The 21,061-nt window shown below is 46.1% G+C and carries 22 protein-coding genes; 9 read left to right on the top strand and 13 right to left on the bottom strand.

Annotation, left to right across the window (positions count from 1 at the left end):
* Window positions 1–56: 56 nt before the first annotated feature.
* The 3 genes from R7M72_RS05015 to R7M72_RS05005 form a co-directional block, all read right to left on the bottom strand.
* On the bottom strand, window positions 57–1,736 hold the full coding sequence (locus tag R7M72_RS05015; protein WP_318056079.1) for an RluA family pseudouridine synthase: 1,680 nt from the start codon (window positions 1,734–1,736) through the stop codon (window positions 57–59).
* 117 nt (window positions 1,737–1,853) lie between these two features.
* Window positions 1,854–2,474, bottom strand: a complete 621-nt coding sequence (locus R7M72_RS05010) for a DsbA family protein (protein WP_318056078.1) — start codon at window positions 2,472–2,474, stop codon at window positions 1,854–1,856.
* Entirely contained in the window at window positions 2,468–3,334 is an 867-nt protein-coding gene (locus tag R7M72_RS05005; protein WP_318056077.1) for an MBL fold metallo-hydrolase, read from the bottom strand. The genes R7M72_RS05010 and R7M72_RS05005 overlap by 7 nt, the downstream gene beginning before the upstream one ends.
* A 126-nt stretch (window positions 3,335–3,460) precedes the next feature.
* On the opposite strand from R7M72_RS05005, the gene R7M72_RS05000 reads away from it, so the two are divergent.
* Window positions 3,461–4,348 (top strand): LysR family transcriptional regulator, encoded by an 888-nt coding sequence (locus R7M72_RS05000; protein ID WP_140371725.1) that lies wholly within the window; start codon window positions 3,461–3,463, stop codon window positions 4,346–4,348.
* Window positions 4,349–4,442: 94 nt separating this feature from the next.
* Window positions 4,443–5,246: a Cof-type HAD-IIB family hydrolase gene (locus tag R7M72_RS04995; RefSeq protein WP_043045847.1), complete on the top strand. Its 804-nt coding sequence runs from the start codon at window positions 4,443–4,445 to the stop codon at window positions 5,244–5,246.
* A gap of 93 nt (window positions 5,247–5,339) precedes the next feature.
* Here R7M72_RS04995 and R7M72_RS04990 read toward each other — a convergent pair whose 3' ends face one another.
* The 5 genes from R7M72_RS04990 to R7M72_RS04970 form a co-directional block, all read right to left on the bottom strand.
* Window positions 5,340–5,729: a hypothetical protein gene (locus R7M72_RS04990; RefSeq protein ID WP_005374387.1), complete on the bottom strand. Its 390-nt coding sequence runs from the start codon at window positions 5,727–5,729 to the stop codon at window positions 5,340–5,342.
* A 24-nt stretch (window positions 5,730–5,753) separates the two neighbouring features.
* Window positions 5,754–6,851 (bottom strand): GGDEF domain-containing protein, encoded by a 1,098-nt coding sequence (locus tag R7M72_RS04985; protein WP_017821028.1) that lies wholly within the window; start codon window positions 6,849–6,851, stop codon window positions 5,754–5,756.
* 5 nt (window positions 6,852–6,856) lie between these two features.
* Window positions 6,857–7,312: a hypothetical protein gene (locus tag R7M72_RS04980; RefSeq protein WP_005374384.1), complete on the bottom strand. Its 456-nt coding sequence runs from the start codon at window positions 7,310–7,312 to the stop codon at window positions 6,857–6,859.
* Window positions 7,313–7,756: 444 nt separating this feature from the next.
* On the bottom strand, window positions 7,757–8,596 hold the full coding sequence (gene fghA / locus R7M72_RS04975) for an S-formylglutathione hydrolase (RefSeq protein ID WP_005374382.1): 840 nt from the start codon (window positions 8,594–8,596) through the stop codon (window positions 7,757–7,759).
* Window positions 8,597–8,658: 62 nt separating this feature from the next.
* The gene (locus R7M72_RS04970; protein WP_017821027.1) at window positions 8,659–9,807 is read right to left on the bottom strand and encodes an S-(hydroxymethyl)glutathione dehydrogenase/class III alcohol dehydrogenase; all 1,149 of its coding nucleotides are present in this window, start codon (window positions 9,805–9,807) and stop codon (window positions 8,659–8,661) included.
* Window positions 9,808–10,100: 293 nt separating this feature from the next.
* On the opposite strand from R7M72_RS04970, the gene R7M72_RS04965 reads away from it, so the two are divergent.
* Both R7M72_RS04965 and R7M72_RS04960 read left to right on the top strand, forming a co-directional pair.
* Window positions 10,101–10,907, top strand: coding sequence for an arylamine N-acetyltransferase family protein (locus R7M72_RS04965; protein WP_213870800.1), 807 nt, complete (start codon window positions 10,101–10,103; stop codon window positions 10,905–10,907).
* Window positions 10,908–10,987: 80 nt separating this feature from the next.
* Window positions 10,988–11,860 carry a LysR family transcriptional regulator gene (locus tag R7M72_RS04960; protein WP_017633836.1) on the top strand — a complete coding sequence of 291 codons (873 nt, stop codon included), beginning with the start codon at window positions 10,988–10,990 and terminating at the stop codon, window positions 11,858–11,860.
* A gap of 99 nt (window positions 11,861–11,959) precedes the next feature.
* Here the strand turns inward: R7M72_RS04960 and R7M72_RS04955 are convergent, their stop codons facing one another.
* Together R7M72_RS04955 and R7M72_RS04950 are read right to left on the bottom strand one after the other, a co-directional pair.
* Complete coding sequence (locus tag R7M72_RS04955; RefSeq protein ID WP_318056076.1) at window positions 11,960–12,733, bottom strand: siderophore-interacting protein; 774 nt, start codon at window positions 12,731–12,733, stop codon at window positions 11,960–11,962.
* 178 nt (window positions 12,734–12,911) lie between these two features.
* Window positions 12,912–13,496, bottom strand: coding sequence for a LysE family translocator (locus R7M72_RS04950; RefSeq protein WP_062730858.1), 585 nt, complete (start codon window positions 13,494–13,496; stop codon window positions 12,912–12,914).
* Window positions 13,497–13,610: 114 nt separating this feature from the next.
* Between R7M72_RS04950 and R7M72_RS04945 the strand changes: the two genes are divergently transcribed.
* Window positions 13,611–14,051 carry an Lrp/AsnC family transcriptional regulator gene (locus R7M72_RS04945; RefSeq protein WP_005374369.1) on the top strand — a complete coding sequence of 147 codons (441 nt, stop codon included), beginning with the start codon at window positions 13,611–13,613 and terminating at the stop codon, window positions 14,049–14,051.
* Between the two features lie 214 nt (window positions 14,052–14,265).
* Window positions 14,266–15,444: a lytic polysaccharide monooxygenase gene (locus tag R7M72_RS04940; RefSeq protein ID WP_315957368.1), complete on the top strand. Its 1,179-nt coding sequence runs from the start codon at window positions 14,266–14,268 to the stop codon at window positions 15,442–15,444.
* A gap of 116 nt (window positions 15,445–15,560) precedes the next feature.
* Here R7M72_RS04940 and R7M72_RS04935 read toward each other — a convergent pair whose 3' ends face one another.
* The 3 genes from R7M72_RS04935 to R7M72_RS04925 are packed head-to-tail and all read right to left on the bottom strand — an operon-like array spanning window position 15,561 to window position 17,191.
* Window positions 15,561–16,181: an HAD-IB family hydrolase gene (locus tag R7M72_RS04935; RefSeq protein WP_053308043.1), complete on the bottom strand. Its 621-nt coding sequence runs from the start codon at window positions 16,179–16,181 to the stop codon at window positions 15,561–15,563.
* A 38-nt stretch (window positions 16,182–16,219) separates the two neighbouring features.
* Entirely contained in the window at window positions 16,220–16,531 is a 312-nt protein-coding gene (locus R7M72_RS04930) for a cupin domain-containing protein (protein ID WP_005383281.1), read from the bottom strand.
* Window positions 16,532–16,540: 9 nt separating this feature from the next.
* The gene (locus tag R7M72_RS04925) at window positions 16,541–17,191 is read right to left on the bottom strand and encodes a Qnr family pentapeptide repeat protein (protein ID WP_005460782.1); all 651 of its coding nucleotides are present in this window, start codon (window positions 17,189–17,191) and stop codon (window positions 16,541–16,543) included.
* A 495-nt stretch (window positions 17,192–17,686) separates the two neighbouring features.
* Between R7M72_RS04925 and ompW the strand changes: the two genes are divergently transcribed.
* The 3 genes from ompW (at window position 17,687) to R7M72_RS04910 (ending at window position 21,058) form a co-directional block, all read left to right on the top strand.
* Window positions 17,687–18,331, top strand: coding sequence for an outer membrane protein OmpW (gene ompW / locus R7M72_RS04920; protein WP_005374357.1), 645 nt, complete (start codon window positions 17,687–17,689; stop codon window positions 18,329–18,331).
* A 214-nt stretch (window positions 18,332–18,545) separates the two neighbouring features.
* Window positions 18,546–19,571, top strand: coding sequence for an HlyD family secretion protein (locus R7M72_RS04915; protein ID WP_005374355.1), 1,026 nt, complete (start codon window positions 18,546–18,548; stop codon window positions 19,569–19,571).
* Window positions 19,568–21,058, top strand: coding sequence for an MDR family MFS transporter (locus R7M72_RS04910; RefSeq protein ID WP_315957369.1), 1,491 nt, complete (start codon window positions 19,568–19,570; stop codon window positions 21,056–21,058). The genes R7M72_RS04915 and R7M72_RS04910 overlap by 4 nt, the downstream gene beginning before the upstream one ends.
* Window positions 21,059–21,061 lie beyond the last annotated feature (3 nt).

Below are 21,061 nucleotides of genomic sequence, written 5' to 3'. Positions count from 1 at the left end.
AGAAAAAAAAGGCACTGATAGTCAGTGCCTTTTTGTTATTTAAACTTGGGAAGACGTTAGAATTCGCACTCAGCTTGGAACACCATGCGTTCTTTGCTGTATGGATGATCCAGCTCTAGCATCTCAGCATGCAGGTGCAAGCGATTCGCTTTTTCGCCGTATAAACCATCACCAACCATCGGCATGTTTAACCCCATGTGATGAGCACTGTGTACACGTAGTTGGTGAGTTCTCCCTGTTTTCGGATACATGTATACCTTGCTGCGTCCATCTTTGACTTCAATCAGTTGCCAGTAGGTTTCTGCATGTTTCCCGTGTTCAAAACACACCAGTTGACGTGGGCGGTCGTCGGGGTCACCACGCATTGGCAGTGAAATTTCCCCTTCAGGCTCGTTTAATACGCCTTCGAGCAGTGCCATATAACGTTTTTTTACGCCGCGAGCCATAAACTGTTTTTGCAGACTTTTGTTCGCGCGCTTGGTTAAGGCAAACACCAAAATGCCAGAGGTCGCCATGTCGAGGCGATGAATCACAAACGGCCCTTCCACATCAGGGTACATCGCTTGTAGGCGCGTATAAGCAGAGTCCTTGATAGTTTTACCAGGCACTGAAAGCAAGCCCGAGGGCTTGTTGACGACGACCATAGCGTCGTCTTGGTAGATTATCTCTAGCTCTTTGTCTTCTGCCCAATTCTCCGCCAATGGGTTAGGTTCGACGTTCAGCCCTTGCATCATATGGCCTAAAATCGGCTGACATTTGCTATTACACGATGGGTAGAATTTTTTGTGTTGGCGAACCTCAGACTTTGGCGAAACACCCCACCAAAATTCTGTCAACGCCAGCGGTTTGAATCCGTGTTTAAACGCGTATTGGAGCAGTTTTGGCGCAGCACATTCCCCCGCACCTGCTGGTGGGATTGGTTTTGTGGTGTCAGCAAAAATGTCCACCAAGTCGCGTGCTTCGCCATGGTTGTTTAGGAAGCGGTATTGTTTATGCAATTTGTGCTGCAAAGCGTTGGAGTGCGTTTTGCGCTGCTCTTTCAGGTGAGCAAGTTGCTGCTCTAACTCAGCCAATCGCGCTTCTTTGATTGCAAGCTTTTCATCCCACGCTTGCTTTAAGTATTTGAGAACGTTTTTCTCGGCGACACTTTGTTTACCCAATTCATCCAATAAGATTTTGAGGTCATCGGCATTGAGTGTTTGCTCGCCCTGTTGACGCTGTCGTTTGCGAGCGGCGCGGCCGTCAATCATCACTTGGCGTTGTGTTTGCTCTTCTTGTTGATAAGCGGCTCGGTCGGCTTGTATTTGCGCTTTAAGATCCGCCAATTCCGGATTCGCGGCACAGGTTTTGTACTCCGCATTGGCGGCGTTGATGGCATCCGTTTCTGCGCGGAAGAAGCCTTCATCGGTCAGCATGTCGTACACAGGAGGGACAAATCCTGGAATCAAGTTTTGGTCAGCAATTTTGCCAGAAAACGCACTTAAAAAGCCGAGCTCGCCTTGAGGGCTTTTTACCAGCAATACGCCAAACATTTTGCCTCGCCCCGTTTCTTCATTAACCAAACCAAAATCGTGTTCGAAGTCGGTTTGCGCTAATAAATGCTGTTGCAATTGCTTTGCGGCTATAACGCAAAGAGGATGCGGCGTGTAGTAGAACGGAAACGTAAACTGCGTTGGTAATTCATAATCAGAAGTATCAGCAGTAAAACGAGTAAAACAATGTTCAGGCGAGTGCATGGTGGGTATCCGCGCGAGTAAAAATTCGAGCGAGGATTGTACCTGTTTGAGTCAGGATTGCCATGTCGGTGTTGGCACTCGCTCTTGGATTAAGGACAAGAGCGAGTGGGGAAGAGTTTATTGCAGTTTTCGTAATGCAAGCTTCCACTGTGCTGGTTTGTCGTAGTAGGCCGAGTGCGGCAAGGTCAGGTACTCGCCATTTACTTCTGCAATCAGGGTTGGATAACCACCAACGTGCAACTGGCGCATCAATTGTCGGCTAGAGCGAATTCTCTCACCTAGTTCGGCTTCGCTTAACGTCATGTTTTGCTCCCACGCATCACTTGCTAAACCTAGCGATTCTGCAATGGCTTTGAGCGTCGATGCTTCATTCACTTTTAACCCGAGCTGATAATGCGCAGATTGGATGGCCTTTAGCATGTGCCATGGATTCAGCCCCATTTTCTTCGCACTTAAGATCGCTTGTGTTGGTAGATAAGAATCAAGAACAAACGCATCTTCGCTTTTCACGCGTTGCAGATATGCTTCACCAAACGTTGCTCCGGTTTCGGTTGCGATACGAGCGTCACTATTGATGATGTGCTGACGAAATTCAGATTCAATCGCGCGTTTCTCAATCATGCCGCCGGGATGAAGCTCTACCTTAAATTGAGAGGTGTCCATCAAGGCTTCGATGAGTGGTGATGCCCCGTAGCACCAACCACACATGGGATCGAAGAAGTAATGCACGGTTACCATGACATTTCACCAGTATGCACTTTCGCACCGATTTCTAGCGCGATTGGCAATTGAGCTTCTGGGTATTTCGCTGACATGGTGTCAATGAGTTGAACGCTGTTATTGCTGTGTTTTTTCGCTTGCTGAAAATCCTGCAAGTATTGTTGCGAGTAGCGAATGGTGTCTGCGTTCAGCTTTGTGCCTGCTTTCATGTGACCAGGGATGACCACTTGAGGTTTAAGCGCAAGCATCTCGCTAAGCTGCTGCTCCCAAGCATTGATGGCGGTTTGGTCAGCGGCATCGGCCATCCACAAATGTACGTTTGAGTACACGGCTACGTTACCTAGAATCGCTTTGTTATCTGGAATCCATAGGTAAGGGCGGTGCGCTGATGTGCCATGGTTACCACGAATTTCAATCTTATGACCTTCTAGCTCTAATGATGCTTTATCGTACGCGACAGGGATCACTGGTTTTACCGGTGCGTTTGCGCCAAGCTTTGGTCCCCAGTACGCCAGCTTTCCAGCCAGTTTCTCTTGAATAATTTTTTGAACCGCAGGCGTTGCGATGATCTGCGCATCAGGGAACTGTTGGTGTAGGGCCTCTGCGCCAAAATAGTAGTCTGGGTCCGCTTGGCTGATAAAAATGGTTTTAAGCGTTTTGCCTGAGTCCAACACTTTAGCGGCAATGCGCATCGCATCAGCTTTGGTGAAGCCAGTGTCAATGACCATGGCGTCAGTCTCACCGTATACCAAGGTTGAGTTAACGTGGAAGCTGTTACCGTCGGCGTTGTAAACCTCAAGGGTAAGGGGAGAGTAGTTTGCCGCTAGGACAGGGCTTGCCATTAAAACGGATGCAGCAATCAAAGTGAATTTTTTCATAATAAGCTCCTAAAGAATTTGGGGCCAAGCGACGATGGCTTGGGAACGGGAGCTATATTAGGAAATTGATACGCTCGGAAAAATACACAATAATGTGCATCACTATTTCTTATTTCGAGCAAATGTATGGACAGAGTAACGGCAGCAAAAGTATTTGTGGATGTGGTGTATTCGGGCAGTTTTACCGCGACCGCAGAGCGGTTAGGCATGTCTCGGCCAATGGTGACTCGTTATGTAGAGGCGATGGAGAACTGGCTGCAAACTCGTTTGTTGCACCGCACCACGCGCAAGGTGTCGCTCACCACCGCAGGGGAACGCAGCTTGCCTCAGATTGAGCGCTGGTTAAAACAGGCCGATACGTTGACGTCGAATATTGCCGTTGATGGTGAGCTGTCCGGAAAAATCCGTCTCGCGTCTAGCACTTCATTTGGGTTCTCGCAGTTGATCCCAGCAGTAAACAGTTTTATGCAAAAGCACCCCAAAGTGCATATCGACATAGATCTGCAAGATTCAGTGAGTGATCTAACCGAACAACGCATCGATCTGGCAATCCGAATTGCGTCAGATCCCGATCCTTCTTTGATTGGTAAGCCGATTGCGGTGTGTGAATCGGTGTTGGTGGCATCGCCGCAATACTTGCAAACTCACCATGCGATCGCGCATCCGAGAGATTTATCTTCACACGACTGTTTGGGTTACAAAAACTTTGAGCGTCACGTGTGGCATTTGTCTCAGGGCGACCAGTTCGAGTCGGTGGGAATTGAGTGTCGCCTAACCAGCAATGAGGCCACGGCGTTATTGCATGGCGCTTTACAAGGCATGGGTATTTCGATGTTGCCAACCTATTTGAGCAATATCTATCTGCAATCGGGTCAGCTTGAGTCGGTGTTGCCGGATTGGAAGCCAAATGATCTCAACATTTACGCGCTGTATTCATCGCGTAAACACTTGTCTCCTGCGGTGAGAGCCTTCATCGATCACAGTGAAGATTACTTTAAACTGCACCCTTGGTAATCGCGAAAGGCGTCGTCATCCCGACTTGAGATTCATACAAGATCCTGTACCTTACATGGATATATTTTCGCAGCGTCATTTAGAGTTTTAGTTAATGTCACAAGTTCGCATCAAATTTATTGCTTCCGATATGGATGGCACTTTGCTTGACCAATACGGTCGTTTGGATCCAGAGTTTTTCGACCTGTTTTTGCAACTGGAAGAGCAAGGCATTTTGTTCTCCGCTGCGTCTGGTCGTCAGTATTACAGCCTGCGAGACACGTTCGCGCCAATCAAAGATCGAGTGTTGTATGTGGCCGAAAACGGCACCTTAGTGATGTACCAAGACAAAGAGCTCTACAGTTGCACCATTCCTAAAGCGGAAGTGGCGGAGATTGTGCAAGCGGCTCGTGAAATTGACGGAGCGAACATCGTATTGTGTGGCAAGCGCTCTGCGTACATCGAAACGCATGATCAGCAATCACTGGAAGAGTTTCAAAAGTACTACCATCGCTGTGAAACGGTGACGGATTTGCTTGAAGTCGAAGACGAGTTCATCAAGGTAGCGATTTGTCACTTTGACGGTTCGGAAGAGCTCCTGTTCCCGACTATGAACGCGAAGTTTGGCGCAACGCATAAAGTTGTAGTGAGCGCAAAAATTTGGCTGGATGTGATGAATGCCGAGGCGTCTAAAGGCGCGGCCATTAAGCATCTTCAAGAGACGATGAATTTTACTCCGGCCGAAACCATGACGTTTGGTGATTACCTCAACGACCTCGAAATGCTGCAAGTCAGTGAGCATTCGTACGCGGTTGCCAACGCGCATGAAAAGATTAAGAAAATCGCTCGTTATTCTGCGCCAAGCAACCAAGAGGCTGGAGTACTCAAAGTGATTAAAGAGAAAGTGTTAGCGAAGTAACGCTCATTCTTTCGATGTTATTTTCTTCTTCACGTAAAAAGCCCCGCAGTGTATGCGGGGCTTTGTTTTTTTGGGGGGAGTAAGGTTCCCGTTTTAGCGTACGTACTTGGCGGTTGCACTGACTAAAAAGTGTTGCAATTTCCCGTCTGATTTTGGCACCCACAAGTCGTTATGATAATGGTAAATACGGCCATTGACGGTCACAGACAAGGTATTATCACCCGTTTTCTCCATGCGAATAAACTGATCCGAAGTGACCAAAAACGGCTCTTGCTCTTCAATGCTCTGGCCCGTTGCCAATACGAAGTAGCCGAATCGGTTGCCAGCATCCGGATCGGTTGAGTAGATTCGATGCCCAACTAGGCTGTAGTCGTCGTTGAGTGCCTGCTCAAGCGTTTTTTGCCCGATGGTTTCGTGCGATGGAATAAATACCCAAGCCAACACACCTGCCGCAATGACTGCCAGTAGAAGCAGTACTTGCATGAACTTTCTCATCATATATACCGTTTAACGTTGAAATTTCATTTTGTACATGCGCTTATCCGCTATGCTGATAAGAAAGTCAACATTGTCACTGTCTTTAGGGTATTGCGCTAAGCCCATGCTTGTTGAAAGTGTTGAGACTTTATCGGAGTTTAATATTTGTGCATCAAAGACGGTATTTATCTGCTCACGTACGTTCTCTTCATTGAGATGTTCACCTTCAAGGATAACCGCGAACTCATCTCCTCCCATGCGATAAACAGTAAAATCATTGAGTGTCATAGAATTAAGCCGCCTAGCGATTTCCCGCAGTACAGTGTCGCCAACTTGGTGTCCGTGTGTGTCGTTGATTTCTTTAAAACCATTTAAATCTAGAATCCAGAGAGAAAAGGGCCTTTTTTCTTGAGTAAATTTGTTTAGGGTAATGAATAGTGCATTGCGGTTCCCTAGGTTCGTCAAAGGGTCGCTGAGCGCCAATTTTCTATGAAAATGGGATTCACGATAAAAGAAATAAGTTAGAGAGATAATCGACAAAACGAACGTCGCAAACAACATATATTGTGCTTGCATTAAGCGCTGGGTTTGACCTTTTTGTGCTTCATAAGCTTTACTGCTTAGACGGAAGTTTTGATTAACGAAGTCTATTAAGCCTAAATATAGTGTTTGAGTTGAACGATAAAATGCAGCAGCAGCTTGGCTATCACCTGTTCTAGCTTCTACTAGTTGTTTTTCTAGCTCTTTGAACTCTTCAAAAAGGTTAATGAAGTAAAGGTGCATGTTGTTCCGAGAAAAGAACTTATTGGCTTTCGTGCTACTGGTCAATAAGTCAAAGCGACTCCACGCTAACTCGTATTGAAGCTCTGCACCATCAATATTCAATACGTTTTCATCTAACCGTCTGGCCTCGCCGACAAGTTCTGATAGTTCTTTGGAGAGTTGGAATAAAAACCAAGTCGCTTGTTTTTGTTCGTTATTAAAATTTTGTGAGAGTGAACGTGTTTGCTGTAAAAGCACGACATTCGCGAGAAGCAAAGAAACGGCAAACACCACCAGCAGCATTTTGCTGGTGGTAGAATATTGCAATATTCTTTGTTTCTTAGAATAGGGTTCTGATAACTTCATTCTTATTATTTTTCTTTTATTTCATTTACTTGCCATACCATTTGCGCATGATATTTATTGTAGTTTAGCTCTGGATAGAGATTGAGTGGATATATCACCCAGAAAGGGCCTTTATTCCTGACTTTTATGTAATTCTGATCTTGTTGATAAGCCAGTATTGGTTGATATCGAAGAATATCTTGTCGGGACAATGTCGAGTGATAGTCGTTTAAGCTGCTGATATCAACCTGCTCTGGTACCTTTCCATAGACGTGTGTAAGAAGCGTGCTGAGTTTAACGCCTAAAAACTCTGACGAGGCAGGAAGCCAAGGCAATGTCATCGTGTAGCTAGTGGTAGGTAAAGCTTGGATCTCTTCCAGTTCCAGTATGACACTAGGCTGCTGGCTACTACTAAATACGATCGTATTTGCAGACAAGAATGGCGCAACAAAAAACAGACCTAGCGCGACTATCTTTTTCATCATATGCCCTTTTGAGTTTTATTCTTTTTTCTTAGCTAGGACAAAGGTGCTAGCGGTAATTTATTTATAATTATAGAGCCAACCGGATGAGATTTTATAATACGTTATGTTTCAAAAATAACTGTCGGTTTACGTCACGTCAAGGTTATTAAGTTGCTTCTTAATTAAAAGCTCAGAGTATTGGGATGATGGTAGAGTTTCGTAATGATTTCGCGGTATTTAATTGGTTTTTAGTGCAACTTTGTGTCATTTTTAATAAAGATACTGTGTCGGAAATGAGAATTTAATAAGGCGAGAAATGGATGTCGAATTTGCTCTTAAGTTACATTATTTTACATATTTAAATCATCGATATTCAGATATGTATTTGTTAGTACGTAAAGAAAATAAAGTCACCTAGTTTTGGTGACTTTATTTTTTATTTCATGAGCTTACTTAAATTAACTATGCAAACAAATATTTTGCATGGAAGTTGAGGTGCTCTTCAATAAAGCTTGAGATGAAGTAATAGCTATGGTCATAGCCTGGTTGCATTCTCAAGGTTAGGTTTGAATCGTGTATTTTTGCCGCAGCAATCAGCGCTTCCGGTCTAAGCTGCTCATTTAAGAAGCCATCAGCATCACCTTGATCAACCAAAATTGGTAATGGTGATTGTTGTTGTTTTAGAAGTTCACTTGCATCGTATTGCTTCCAGCTTTCAAGCTCCTTGCCTAAGTAAGCAGTAAAGGCTTTTTGTCCCCAAGGGCATTGCATTGGGTTACTGATTGGACTGAACGCTGAAATAGAACGGTACTGTTCTGAATTTTTCAGACCAATGGTGAGCGCTCCGTGGCCGCCCATACTGTGACCGGAAATTGACTTCACGTCAGAGACTGGGAAGTTACTTTCGATGATCGCAGGCAACTCCTCAGTCACATAGTCGTACATACAGTAATGCAGTGACCAAGGTGCTTGCGTCGCATTAAGGTAAAAGCCAGCTCCTTTTCCTAGGTCATAGCTTTCGTCGTCAGCGATACCTTCGCCTCTCGGACTTGTGTCTGGTGCAATGATCGCAATGCCAAGCTCGGCCGCCATACGAAATGCGCCCGCTTTCTGCATAAAGTTCTCATCGGTACACGTTAAACCAGAGAGCCAGTATAGCGCGGGTACGGGATTTGATTTCGTTGCGTTAGGTGGCAAGAATATCGCGAAGCGCATGGTGCAGTTTAGGGCATTGGATTCGTGTGTATATTGCTTGTGCCAACCGCCAAACACTTTGGCTTGGCTTACATTTTCAATGGTCATGAATAAACTCTCTAATTAGCAGAAGGAATTCAGGCTCCCCAAAAGGAGAGCCTGAGGCAGCATTATTGATCCATATGGATAACTGTTCGGATGCTCTTACCTTCATGCATCAGATCAAACGCTTTGTTGACGTCTGCTAATCCCATTGTGTGGGTAATGAACTCCTGTAAGCCGAATTCACCAGCCATGTAACGGTTTACGATTTCTGGAAGCTCAGAGCGACCTTTAACGCCACCGAAAGCGCTGCCACGCCATACACGACCAGTTACCAGTTGGAATGGACGAGTTGAGATCTCTTGACCTGCACCAGCAACACCAATGATGACTGACTCACCCCAACCTTTGTGACAGCACTCAAGTGCTTGGCGCATCACGTTTACGTTACCGATACATTCGAATGAGTAGTCAACACCACCGTCTGTCATTTCAACAATCACTTCTTGAATTGGCTTGTCGAATTTTTGTGGGTTGATGCAATCAGTTGCACCAAGTTGTTTCGCTAGGTCGAATTTGCTTTCGTTGATGTCTACACCGATGATGCGGCTGGCACCAGCCATGCGAGCACCGATGATTGCAGAAAGACCGATACCGCCTAGACCAAAGATTGCCACTGTGTCGCCTTTTTCAACTTTAGCTGTGTTTAATACCGCACCCATACCAGTGGTTACGCCACAACCTAGAAGACAAACTTCTTCAAGTGGTGCTTCTTTGTTTACTTTCGCTAGTGAGATTTCTGGAAGAACCGTGTACTCAGAGAAAGTAGAACAACCCATGTAGTGGAAGATAGTTTCGCCGTTGATAGAGAATCGGCTTGTGCCATCTGGCATTAGGCCTTTACCTTGCGTTTCACGAACGGCCTGACATAGGTTCGTTTTGCCAGATTTACAGAACTTACACTCACCACATTCAGCAGTGTAAAGTGGGATAACGTGGTCGCCAACTTCAACGCTTGTTACGCCTTCGCCAACCATTTCAACGATGCCGCCACCTTCGTGACCAAGGATTGAAGGGAAGATACCTTCTGGATCGTCACCTGATAGTGTGAATGCGTCAGTGTGACAAACACCAGTTGCTACGATGCGTACTAGCACTTCGCCGGCTTTTGGAAGTTGTACATCAACTTCTTCCATTTTAAGCGGCTCACCTGCAGCCCAAGCGACCATTGCTTTTGATTTTATGTGAGTTTGACCAGGTTTGATTTCAAGCGACATTGGATGTTTCCTTTATATTTTCAGTATATGGAGTGACGTAATAAGCGTAGTTAAGGTTTGCTTACCGCGCTGCGTCGTTTTGTTGGTGCTCATTTTAGGTGTTTCAGTAAAAATGATAATCCGTCCATTTTGAAAATGATTTTTACATATGCGTAATAATGATAAGGTGAGCGTGTAAAAAGAGTGCGATGCCTCCTTAAAGCGGAAGGGAAATGGAAAAGGTGATTGACCTGAAGTTAGATAGAGGGGCTAAAGTAGAAAACTGTCAAACCATCAGCTAAGTAAGAGTGATTATGAATAAGACGGATCTGAGTGCCTATTTAACCAAGCTAGGCTTGCCTAGTGAATTGCCCGCCGATTTGGAGTCATTGCACAGAATTCACGTGGCGCAGCATCGTTGCCTGCCGTTTGAGAATTTTGACATCGCATTGCAGCGAGGCGTCTCTGTTGAGATTGAAGATATTATTCAAAAAACCGTGTACCACTCTCGCGGTGGTTACTGCTTTGAATTAAATGGTTTAATGCTTGATGTGCTCAACACTCTTGGGTTTGAAGCGCGAAGTTTGCTAGGGCGTGTACATGTGTCTGGTACACCAACAGGTCGTAGTCATCAAATCACGTTAGTGACGTTAGAGGAACAAACATGGATTGTCGATGTGGGTTTTGGCTCCAATACCCCTCGAGCGCCATTGCCATTTATCCTTGACCAAGTGATTCAGACGGATTTACAAACCTTCCGTTTTGTCAAAGATGCTCAGTTTGGTTATTTCCTCCAAGTGCTTTCAACCGATGGAACGGACACGTGGAACAATCTATACAGCTTTGACCTAGAGTTTGTGTTTGCTGGTGACATTGCATGTAGCAACTTCTTTACCTCGACTTCGCCTAATTCGCGTTTTACTAGCGCAAGAGTCGCTGCTAGAGCGACAGAAAGTGGGTTGGTGACGCTGCTTAACTACACACTCAGATGCGCCAATCATGAAGCGCTAACAGAAATAGAGCTAGAGCCAGGTCAAACCTACCTGGATGCGTTGAAAGAATATTTTGGCATTGAGCTTGATGCGCAATACGACGAACTTCGTCCGTTACCTGACGCGTAAAGTTTTCCCGTTTTCAAAGCGTAGCGCGACGAGAACAATGTAATCACTATTTGTCTAGAAGAGGTCGACAGGAATACAGCATGGCGAATTGGGAAGGAGTCAGCGAGTTTGTTGCCGTAGCGGAAACTAACAGCTTTACAGCTGCCGCGGCTAAACTGAAAACGTCAGTGGCACAAATCAGTCGCCGCGTATCGGCACTTGAAGAGCGCCTTGCGGTTAAGTTACTGCATCGCACGACGCGAAAAGTTTCTCTGTCTGAAGCTGGACAGCTTTATTATCAGCAGTGCAAACACTTGGTCGAAGGGCTAGAACTAGCTGAGCTTGCTGTAACGCAAATGCAAACCGAACCGCGAGGTTTGCTGCGTGTGACAGCGCCTGTGACCTATGGGGAAATGAACCTCGCACCGCTCTTGCATCAGTTTTTGGAGAAGTACCCGCGTGTGGACCTCGATTTAGTTCTGACCAATCAAAAACTGGATTTGATAGAGCAAGGGGTAGACGTGGCGATTCGTCTTGGCCGCCTGCAAGATTCCAGCATGATCGCAAAGCGTCTTTCGTCGCGTCAAAATTACGTGTGTGCTAGCCCTATGTATTTGGAGCGATTTGGCGAGCCTCACACATTATCCGAACTGGCTCGACATCAGTGCCTAGTTGGTTCGGTCGATTATTGGCATTTTAAGGAAAATAAACGCGATAAGTCTTTGCGCGTATCGGGGAGGATTAAATGCAATAGTGGTTTTGCGCTAATGGGCGCCGCCAAACGTGGTTTGGGTTTAGTGCAGTTGCCGGACTATTACGTTCAAGAAGCCCTAGATAACGGTGAGCTAGTCGAGGTGCTGACCGATTACCGAGACGACCGTGAAGGCATTTGGGCACTGTATCCACAAAGCCGAAATTTATCGCCCAAAGTGAGGTTGTTGATCGACTTTTTAGCGCAGGAACTAGCGGATTAGAGTTTTCATGAACTTTAATACAACTGAAGTTGCTAAAAGGCCCGGTGATGCCGGGCGTTTTTATTAGGATGAGAGCTGGAATCGAAAAGACATGAATCACTATTGGTTGGATTCCGCGTCTTCACGTTTAATCACTTTGTGCCCATCTTCAGACACGCCTTTTTTCCAATAGCTGCTGATGTAGATATTCTCGCGATCGACTTCTTTCTCATTGCGGAAATATTGGCGCAGCGCGCGCATTGAATCGAACTCACACGCACACCATACCGAAGCGTTACCATCTAACCACTCGAGTTCGCGAACGCTATCAGCCAAGGCTTGCCCTTCGGTTAACCAAATCAACTCCATGCCTGCTGGCGCGTGTAGGGGTTGGATGTCGTCTGGAGACATCACGCTGATCACAGCGTAGCCTTTGGCCTCTTCTGGCAGCGTACGAATTTTCGCAGAAAGTGCTGGAAGTGCTGTCATATCGGCAGCCATGAAGAACCAATCCGCCTCAGTATTTAAGTTGGAGATGCTACCTGGCCCAACAATGCTGATCGTGTCGCCTTTTTGCGCGGCCATTGCCCAACGCGCTGCAAATCCGCATTGCAGATCTTGCGTTACGTGTCGGACGAAATCCACTTCGATTGAACTGGTTTCTGGATGAAAGCGTCGAATAGTGTAGGTGCGCATGATTGGTCGGTCGTCTTCTGACAGGATGCTCAGATCCGCGCCGCCCATATCGTTAAACAGTAATTTGATGTAACTGCCTTCGCAGTCACGAGGAAAGTGGCTCAGCGCTTCACCTTGCAAGGTAATGCGCTGCATGTTTGGAGTGATGGTTTCTGTGTCTGTGACAACAAGCGTTTTAGGTTGAGGCTTCTTTTTCATTGTTACTTTACTCGATAATTATTCTCTTTCTCATTTAAAGATTATCAAGTTCCCTAACAAGAGGGTAGCGTCTTTAAACAAATTTACACTGTGAATTAACGCCAAAGCCTCAAGCAAAATGCAGTATCTGTCCTTTCCCAATTACGTAAAGTGAGTCGTTTTTTAACCCAAAATAGACTTATATCATTGGAATCGTAGACAAAAGCAACAGCGCAGCCATGCTGTAGTTGAACCCCTTAACGCGTTTATCGGTGGTCAACCAACGCTGCAATTGCATACCTGCCGCCGTCCAAAATGTTACCGATGGCAAGTTAGCTAAGCAGAAGATACCGGCGATAAAAGTCAGTTCGAGCCATGCACCGCCACTGCTGTATACCGTAATGGCCGTCAACGCCATCGACCAACCTTTTGGGTTCACCCATTGGAATGCGACAGCCCCTAAAAAAGACATTGGGCGAAAATCGTGTTTTGCTTCGGTTTTGTCGCTGGTGGCGATTTTGTACGTCAAGTACAGCAAATAACTCAAGCTCAACACTTTCAAAATGGAGTGTGTAATTGGATATGCGTGGAACAGGCTCATCAAGCCAATGCCCACCAAAATTAGCATGGCACCAAAGCCAAAGGTAATGCCCAACATATGTGGGATAGTGCGTTTAAAGCCGACATTTGCCCCTGAGGTCATCAACATAATGTTATTGGGACCCGGCGTAAAAGTGGAGACAAAAGCGAACAACGCCAAAGCGCCCAGTTGATGATATTCCATAGATTGTTCCTTGAATCAGTTCTCGATAAGTAAAGAACAACTATAAGTAGAACTGAGGTCAATATTGTGCTTTTATTTGATGATTAGAAACTAAATAAGCAATGAAACATCATCATGGATAGATTTGACGAAAGAATATTGCAAGTGCTTAAACGCGACGGAAGAATCTCCAATGTAGAGCTGTCGGAACGTGTTGGTTTATCTCCATCTGCCACCTTACGCCGAGTGCAAGATTTAGAGCGTAAAGGCGTGATCAAAGGCTACCGAGCAGTACTGGATAATCAGCAACTTGGCGTGGGTTTTGTCGCTTATGTGTCGATTGGTTTGGCCTCGCACTCTAAGCAGGCACAGCTGGGTTTCGAAGAGCATGTGCGTTTTGTAAACGAGGTGGTGGAATGTCACAACATTACGGGATCTAACGAATATCTCATACGCGTAGAGACGCAAGATCTCGCCGCTTATAAAGCGTTCCATGCTGATGTGTTGGGTGAGTGCGAACACGTCAAGTCGATCACAACGATGGTGGTGATGGACACACCAAAAGACGAGCGATAGCCAAACGAGAGTGACAGTTTTTGTGGCACATGAATTTGAAGTGACTCGAAAGAGTCAGTCGAGTATGAGAATGGTTCACAACAAATGCTGGAAAGCAGATGGCACTCTTACAATTTCCATATTTATTCTCACCTTCTAAATAATCCCATCCTGCTAGTTTTGCTTAAACCGCTTGTGTTTCAGAGCGGCGAGTCAGCAAAATTAAGGATGAACGATGAAATCACATGTAACGCTTCCTCTTTTGAGCTTAAGCGCTGTTGCCGCATTGAGCTCATTTAACGTCAACGCCCACGGCTGGGTAGAATTTCCAAGTGCTCGTCAGAATACGTGTTATTTAGACGGTGGTTTTTGGACCAACGAGATCCCTAACCAAGCGTGTAAAGCGGCTTTTGAAGAATCTGGCGCGTATCCGTTTGTGCAGCGTAGCGAAATTGCAGCAAACGTACCAAATTACCGAGATATGGAGCATGTGAAAGCCGTGGTTCGCGACGGTGAGCTATGTTCTGCTGGCGATACAGCTAAGAAAGGCTTGAACAATCCTTCTCCAAACTGGCAGCGCACCAATGTTACGCCAGATGCAAATAACCAGATTGAATTGGTGTTTTACGGCAAAGCGCCGCACAACCCATCGTACTGGGAATTCTATCTCACCAAGCCAACTTATGATGATTCAAAACCTCTTACTTGGAGTGATTTAGAGCTGATCGACACCGCAGGTGATGTGTATGTTGATGCGGAAAAACGCTACCGTATTCAGGTGACTTTCCCTGCTGATCGTTCGGGCGATGCGGTACTTTACACTCGTTGGCAGCGTATTGATGTCGCTGGGGAAGGTTTCTACAACTGTAGTGACATTACGTTAAACGGAACAGGCACGACGCCACCGACTGACCCTGTTGATCCAACCGAACCGGGCAATAATCTGACATCTCTAGGCTACTTTGTTCAGCAAGGTTTCGGACCAGTAGAAGCGGGTGACACCATCCGTTTCCGTACGTTTAATGCGACAGGCAATGAAATTGTCGATATTTCACTGCCAATCAGCGCAAACAATACGACGACTTGGGCGGCAGAAATTGCGGATCAATTTAACGCGCAGCAAACGGGCGATTGGTACGTGGGCATTTGGCATCAAGAGATGAACCACTACATGTTCGATAGTAACAACGTGAATGCGAACCAAGTATTAGCGTCAAGCGCAGACTTCAGTTATGCGTTGTCACTGATCAAAGCGGATGTACCGCCACCAGTTGAACCAACCAACTTGTGGGACAAGACGGCTGTTTACGACCAAGGTGATGTGGTGACGCACAACGGTAAAGAATGGACCGCTCAGTGGTGGACGTCTGGTGAGGAACCAGGCACAACGGGTCAATGGGGGGTATGGCGTTAAGCCAGTTATTCGGACCCTGATTAATAAAACCCTTCTCATGTGAGAAGGGTTTGTTTTTTTAGCCTAAAACGATCACTTTGGTCGAGTGGTTGTCTTGAAAATCAGAGCACATATCGTTATTCGCTTGCTCTCCACTCGCTCCAGTTGAGCATCGCGTAGTCTGCCAGTTTTAGCATCGGAATGTCTTCGTGCGTATCACCGTAGGCATAAATAGACGCAAACTCGTCGAGCGAAAACGTGGCCCTAACGCGCGAGACTTTTCTTTCTAAACTGCAATCACCTTGCTGGTAAAAGCCACTCAGTTTTGGCTGTTCTGAGATCAGTTCACTGCACAGCAAGTGGTAACCGTTCACTTCACACCAAGGCTTGAGATATGCATTGAGTGATGCCGACACCACCACAATGGTATCGCCTCTGTGTTGATGCCACGCCAACCTTTCCATCGCTTCTGGCCGTAAGTACAGCGGGATCACTTCATGGGCAAACTGAGTGCCAATCGCTTCAATTTTCTGCGTTTCTTTCCCTGAAAATGCAATAAAACTGCTGAGAGGACGCATAACACGAGCGGGTAACACTCCGAGTTTGTACAGCGCATAAAATGGCATGATAGCGACCTTTCCTACTCGTTTGCGCAGGCCATAAGCAGAATAGTGGAGGAAAAGGCTAAACATATCCTCTCGGGTGATGGTGCCATCAAAATCAAACAGTGCCAGTGACGGCTTAGTAGTATCGAGCAAATTCAGCGCCTATTTTTTGGTTTAAGATCGTTTTGTGTTTATTGATAAAACACCGCCAACCAGATGGTTTCTTGCGTTGGGTCAGTCCAGCTCACTTTGTGTTTGGTATGAGCTGGAATCGTAACGTGATCGCCTGCCTCAAGTCGTTGCACGACACCTGATTCAAAAGTCAGCTCTCCTGCTCCTTTAAGAACCAAGACCCATTCATGTTCTTCTTGATCGTACCAGCCACTTTCGGGCGAGGTTTGCCCCGTTGAGACAATGCGTTCTATACGCAGGTTTTTGTGGGTCAGCAGGTCTTCGAACACTTCCTCGTCGAGGTTATTCGGTAAGTCTTTAAACAGGTTCATGGCCTTTCCTTAAAGAATGATCAGTCCAAAAGGCGCAAGCAATTGCTCTTGTTGCCAATCACAAATTTTAACACCAAACAGAGAAACGCGGCGCACATCCAGCCCGTCTAGTTCGACATGAGTCAGATCACATTGCTCAACGTTAAAGGTTCCCCATTGTTCTGGCGAGAATTCGCAGCGAGATAAATCCGAGCCTTTGAGAGTTGCCCCTGCGAGGTTCGCACCGTTCCAACGGTTTTCAAAGAGGTCACATTTTTCTAGTAACACTCGCTCGAAGTTACAGTAGGTGAGGTTGCAGCCAGTAATAAAAGCAGAACAGAAAAACATGGTGTTACTGACGCGATTAGCAAAGTTCGCACCTTGGAAGTTTGCCCCTTTGAGATCGCACTTACGTAGCTCCAAGCCCATACAATTTGCGCCGTTAAACAGGCTCATCGCCAACATACAGTTCGTAAAGCTGGCGTCTTTTAAGTTCGCGAAGCGAAAACTACACCCTTCTAGCGCTTTGGATTCGATAAAGCGACAGTCGATGAACTTAGCATCGCGCAGATCGGCATGGTCGAAACTGCACATATAAAAGTGGCAGTTTTTAAAGGTGGCATTCTGAAAATCGTGATGAGAAAAGTTTTCTCGTTCAAAAATGAGATCGGTTTTTAACATGTCTTCTCCTTAGTTGCGAGCAGACTAGCACTCCAAGTGACTGATTTTCCAGAAAAATAACTTCTTGTATTTCAGTGTTTTACAAACCCCTCAAATCGCGATTTTAAGGGGTCAAACGAGCTTTTTAAGTGGGTTGTTTTTTGAAAATAGAAGACGTAGAGGACGAAAAAAGTTTTTGCTGGCTACGAGCCTTAACGAGAGGATTCGCATTTATGGGTATGCATGGCAACTCACACGCACAGTTTGCATTACAGAATTGTATCCTATTTGCATAATTTGTTGATCAATATGGCGTTTCTCCATACAAAAAAACTATATTTTTCACAAATTGATTTCCATCAAAATAGTAGGGTTTCTATGTGCTAGATTGCGCACAGCTCAAAAAGATATAGATACCCGTGTGCTTCAAGGCGCTGAGTTTACTTGAAATCTCAGATCAGTTAGCAGGCACCCCTTTGGGTACGACATAACGAAGCCCTACGAAAGGAAATAAAAATGAAAAAAACAATCTGCAGTCTAGCAGTGGTTGCTGCACTCGTGTCACCAAGTGTTTTCGCTCATAAACAAGGTGACTTCGTTCTTCGTGTTGGTGCGGCGTCTGTCGTTCCAAATGACAGCAGTGATAAGATTCTTGGTTCTCAAGAAGAGTTAGAAGTTGACTCAAATACGCAGCTTGGTTTGACGTTTGGCTACATGTTTACAGACAACATCAGTTTAGAGCTTCTAGCAGCAACACCATTCAGCCACGATATTTCAACAGACTTGTTAGGTCTTGGTGATATCGCGGACACCAAACACCTTCCACCAACGCTTATGGTGCAGTACTACTTTGGCGAGCCACAAAGTAAGTTCCGTCCATACGTGGGTGCAGGTCTCAACTACACCATGTTCTTTGATGAGGGCTTCAATAGCACGGGTAAAGGCGCTGGTCTTTCAGATCTTAAGTTGGATGATTCATTCGGTCTAGCAGCGAATATTGGTGTGGACTACATGATCAACGATCAATGGTTCCTCAACGCTGCTGCGTGGTACGCAAACATTGAAACAGAAGCAACTTACAAAGCAGGTGGAGAGAAGCAAAAAACCGACGTCAAAATTAACCCTTGGGTATTTATGATCAGCGGCGGTTACAAGTTCTAAGAAAAACCAGTAGTTACACGCACATTACTATTATTGGCATGACTTTGGGGGCGGTTACGGGGACTGCCCCTCTTTTTTATCCTCGTTTTGATTGCACATCATTTACTCAACTTAGCAACATGCAAAATTGGATCTTTACCTTGCAGATCATTTTATTGTCCGAAGATCGAAAAGTCCTACACTGATCACATAATTGAACAAGTGGACAATATAAATGAGCGACGACATCGCGAAGCATTCTTCCGCCAGATCTAAGCTGGTAAAAACTCTTTTCTTCACTCTCTGTGTTATTGCATTTAGTGCGATGTATTGGTCTTGGCAGTATTCTGACAGTCATCCAAGCACGGAAGATGCCTACGTTAGGGCAAAAATTTTGTCGGTAGCGCCTCAGGTAAAAGGCCAAGTGGTTTCCGCGGATGTCAAAGACTTCCAATCTGTTAACAAAGGTGACCTACTGCTGAAGATAGATTCACGCCCATATTTGTTGGCAGTGAAGCAAGCAAAAGCGGCATACCAATTGGCGGTCCAGCAACATGACGTTGCCGATAAGCAGGTAACTGAAGCTGTTGCGGGCTTAGATGCGGCGCGCTCTAACCTGATAGAAGCGCAAGTGGAGTACAAACGTACGGATTCCTTGGTGAAACGCAAACTGGCGTCGAACCAAGATTTAGATACGGCAAAAAACAAACTAGCCAATGCCCAAGCGAGCCTGGAGCAAGCGCGCGCGACGGTAGAAAAAGCCATTGCGAACCGTGGTGAAGAAGGCGCAGAGGCTGCGGTTGTTCAACAAGCGGGAGCACAGTTAGCGCAAGCAGAGCTGAACTTGAGCTACACCGACATTACGTCACCAGTGGATGGCATTGCCGGTGAGATCAATACGCACGTAGGCTCGGTCGTTAGCGTGGGTCAAACGTTGTTCCCTGTGATTTTAAAAGACAGCTATTGGGTACGCGCGAACTTTAAAGAAACCGATCTTACTCATATTAAACCTGGCATGCATGCGGATGTGGTGATTGATATGTACCCAGACGTGGTGTGGAAAGCAACGGTAGAACAACTATCGCCTGCGAGTGGTACATCGTTCTCCTTGATGCCACCAGAAAACGCAACGGGTAACTGGGTTAAAATCAAACAGCGTTTCCCTGTACGTTTGGCATTAGAAGTACCGGCCGATGCGCCGCAACTTCGCGTGGGTGCGAGCTCAGAAGTCACCATTGATTTGCAAAGTAGCGTGCAATGAGCCATCAAATTACGGCAGACAAACGGGGGATTGCCACCGTCGCCGTGATGCTTTCTGCCATCATGGTGTTAATCGATATGACCGTTGCGAACGTGTCGCTATCGCACATGATGGGCGCGTTGGGCGCAACGGCAGACCAAATTACGTGGGTGTTGACGGGTTACAGCATGGCGGAAGCGATCTTCATTCCGATGACCAGTTTCTGGGTGTCGCGTTTTGGTGAACGCAAAGTCATGTTGGTTGCTGTGATCGGTTTTGTGATTGCCAGTGCGCTTTGTGGGCAAGCACAGTCTCTTGAAGAGATGGTGCTATTTCGCATTATCCAAGGCGCTTTCGGCGCGTCGGTGATTCCATTGGCGCAGTCGACGTTAGTGCAGATTTATCCGTATGAGCAAAAAGGCAAAGCGATGGCGATTTTCTCCATCGGCATTTTGCTTGGTCCTATTTTGGGCCCAGTTGTGGGTGGTGTGATCACCGACAACATTAACTGGCGCTGGATTTTTTACATCAACTTGCCATTCGGTTTGATCTGTACCTCTTTGATTTATCGCTATATCCATATCGACAGCAAATCCAAACCTAACTTTGACTGGTGGATCATCGGTTACATGGCGTTAGGTGTGGGCGCGTTGCAGTTTGTGTTGGATAAAGGGAATGAAGACGACTGGCTCGACTCACGTATGATTCAGACGGCGATATTGCTCGCAGTCATGGGATTGGTGATGTGGATATATCGCAGTTGGAAAACCAAAAGTCCAATAGCGCCATTGTGGCTACTGAAAGACCGAAACCTTATGGTCTCGTCATTGATGATTGCCGTGGTGTCGATGGCGATGTTTGGTCTGACGACTCAACAACCAATGCTGTTGGAAAGCTTGCTGGATTATCCGGTCTCAACCACTGGCTTATTAATGGCACCTCGTGGGTTGGCGTCAGCGGCGATGTTGATTTTGGTGATTAAGCTCAATCCGCAATTCGATCCCAGAATCAAAATAGTCTTTGGCTTGAGCTGCATCGGGATTGGTAGCTATTTGATGACGCAGTACTCACTGCAGATCGATACATTTTGGATTGTGATGCCGAGTATGATTCAGGGGATGGGGCTTGGTTTAACTTTCTCGACGCTATCCACCTTGGCGTATTTAACGATTCCGAAAGAGCAATCTGTTGCGGCGGCGAGTATTTACAATCTGTTCCGTACCATTGGTAGTTCGTTTGGTATCTCTATCGCAACCACGTTCCAATATCGTGATAGTCAGCAGCAATGGCATGCGCTGGGAGAGGGTATTAATCCTTATAATCCTAACTTGCATGACTGGGCGGCCAATCAGGGGCTTTCTATTACCGACCCGGTTGCGTTAGACCAATACCAACAGATGTTGCAGCAGCAATCGCAAATGGTCGCGTTTGTGCACACCTTCCAGCTTGTGGGAGTGATGTTCTTGATCATGATGCCGATGCTGGTTTTCATTCGGTCGCGTGAATAACAT

This window comes from Vibrio sp. YT-18, assembly GCF_033337345.1.
GTDB classification, from domain to species: domain Bacteria; phylum Pseudomonadota; class Gammaproteobacteria; order Enterobacterales; family Vibrionaceae; genus Vibrio; species Vibrio alginolyticus.
Note: the sequence above shows the minus strand (reverse complement) of the source record. Positions and strands in the feature narration are given on the sequence as shown.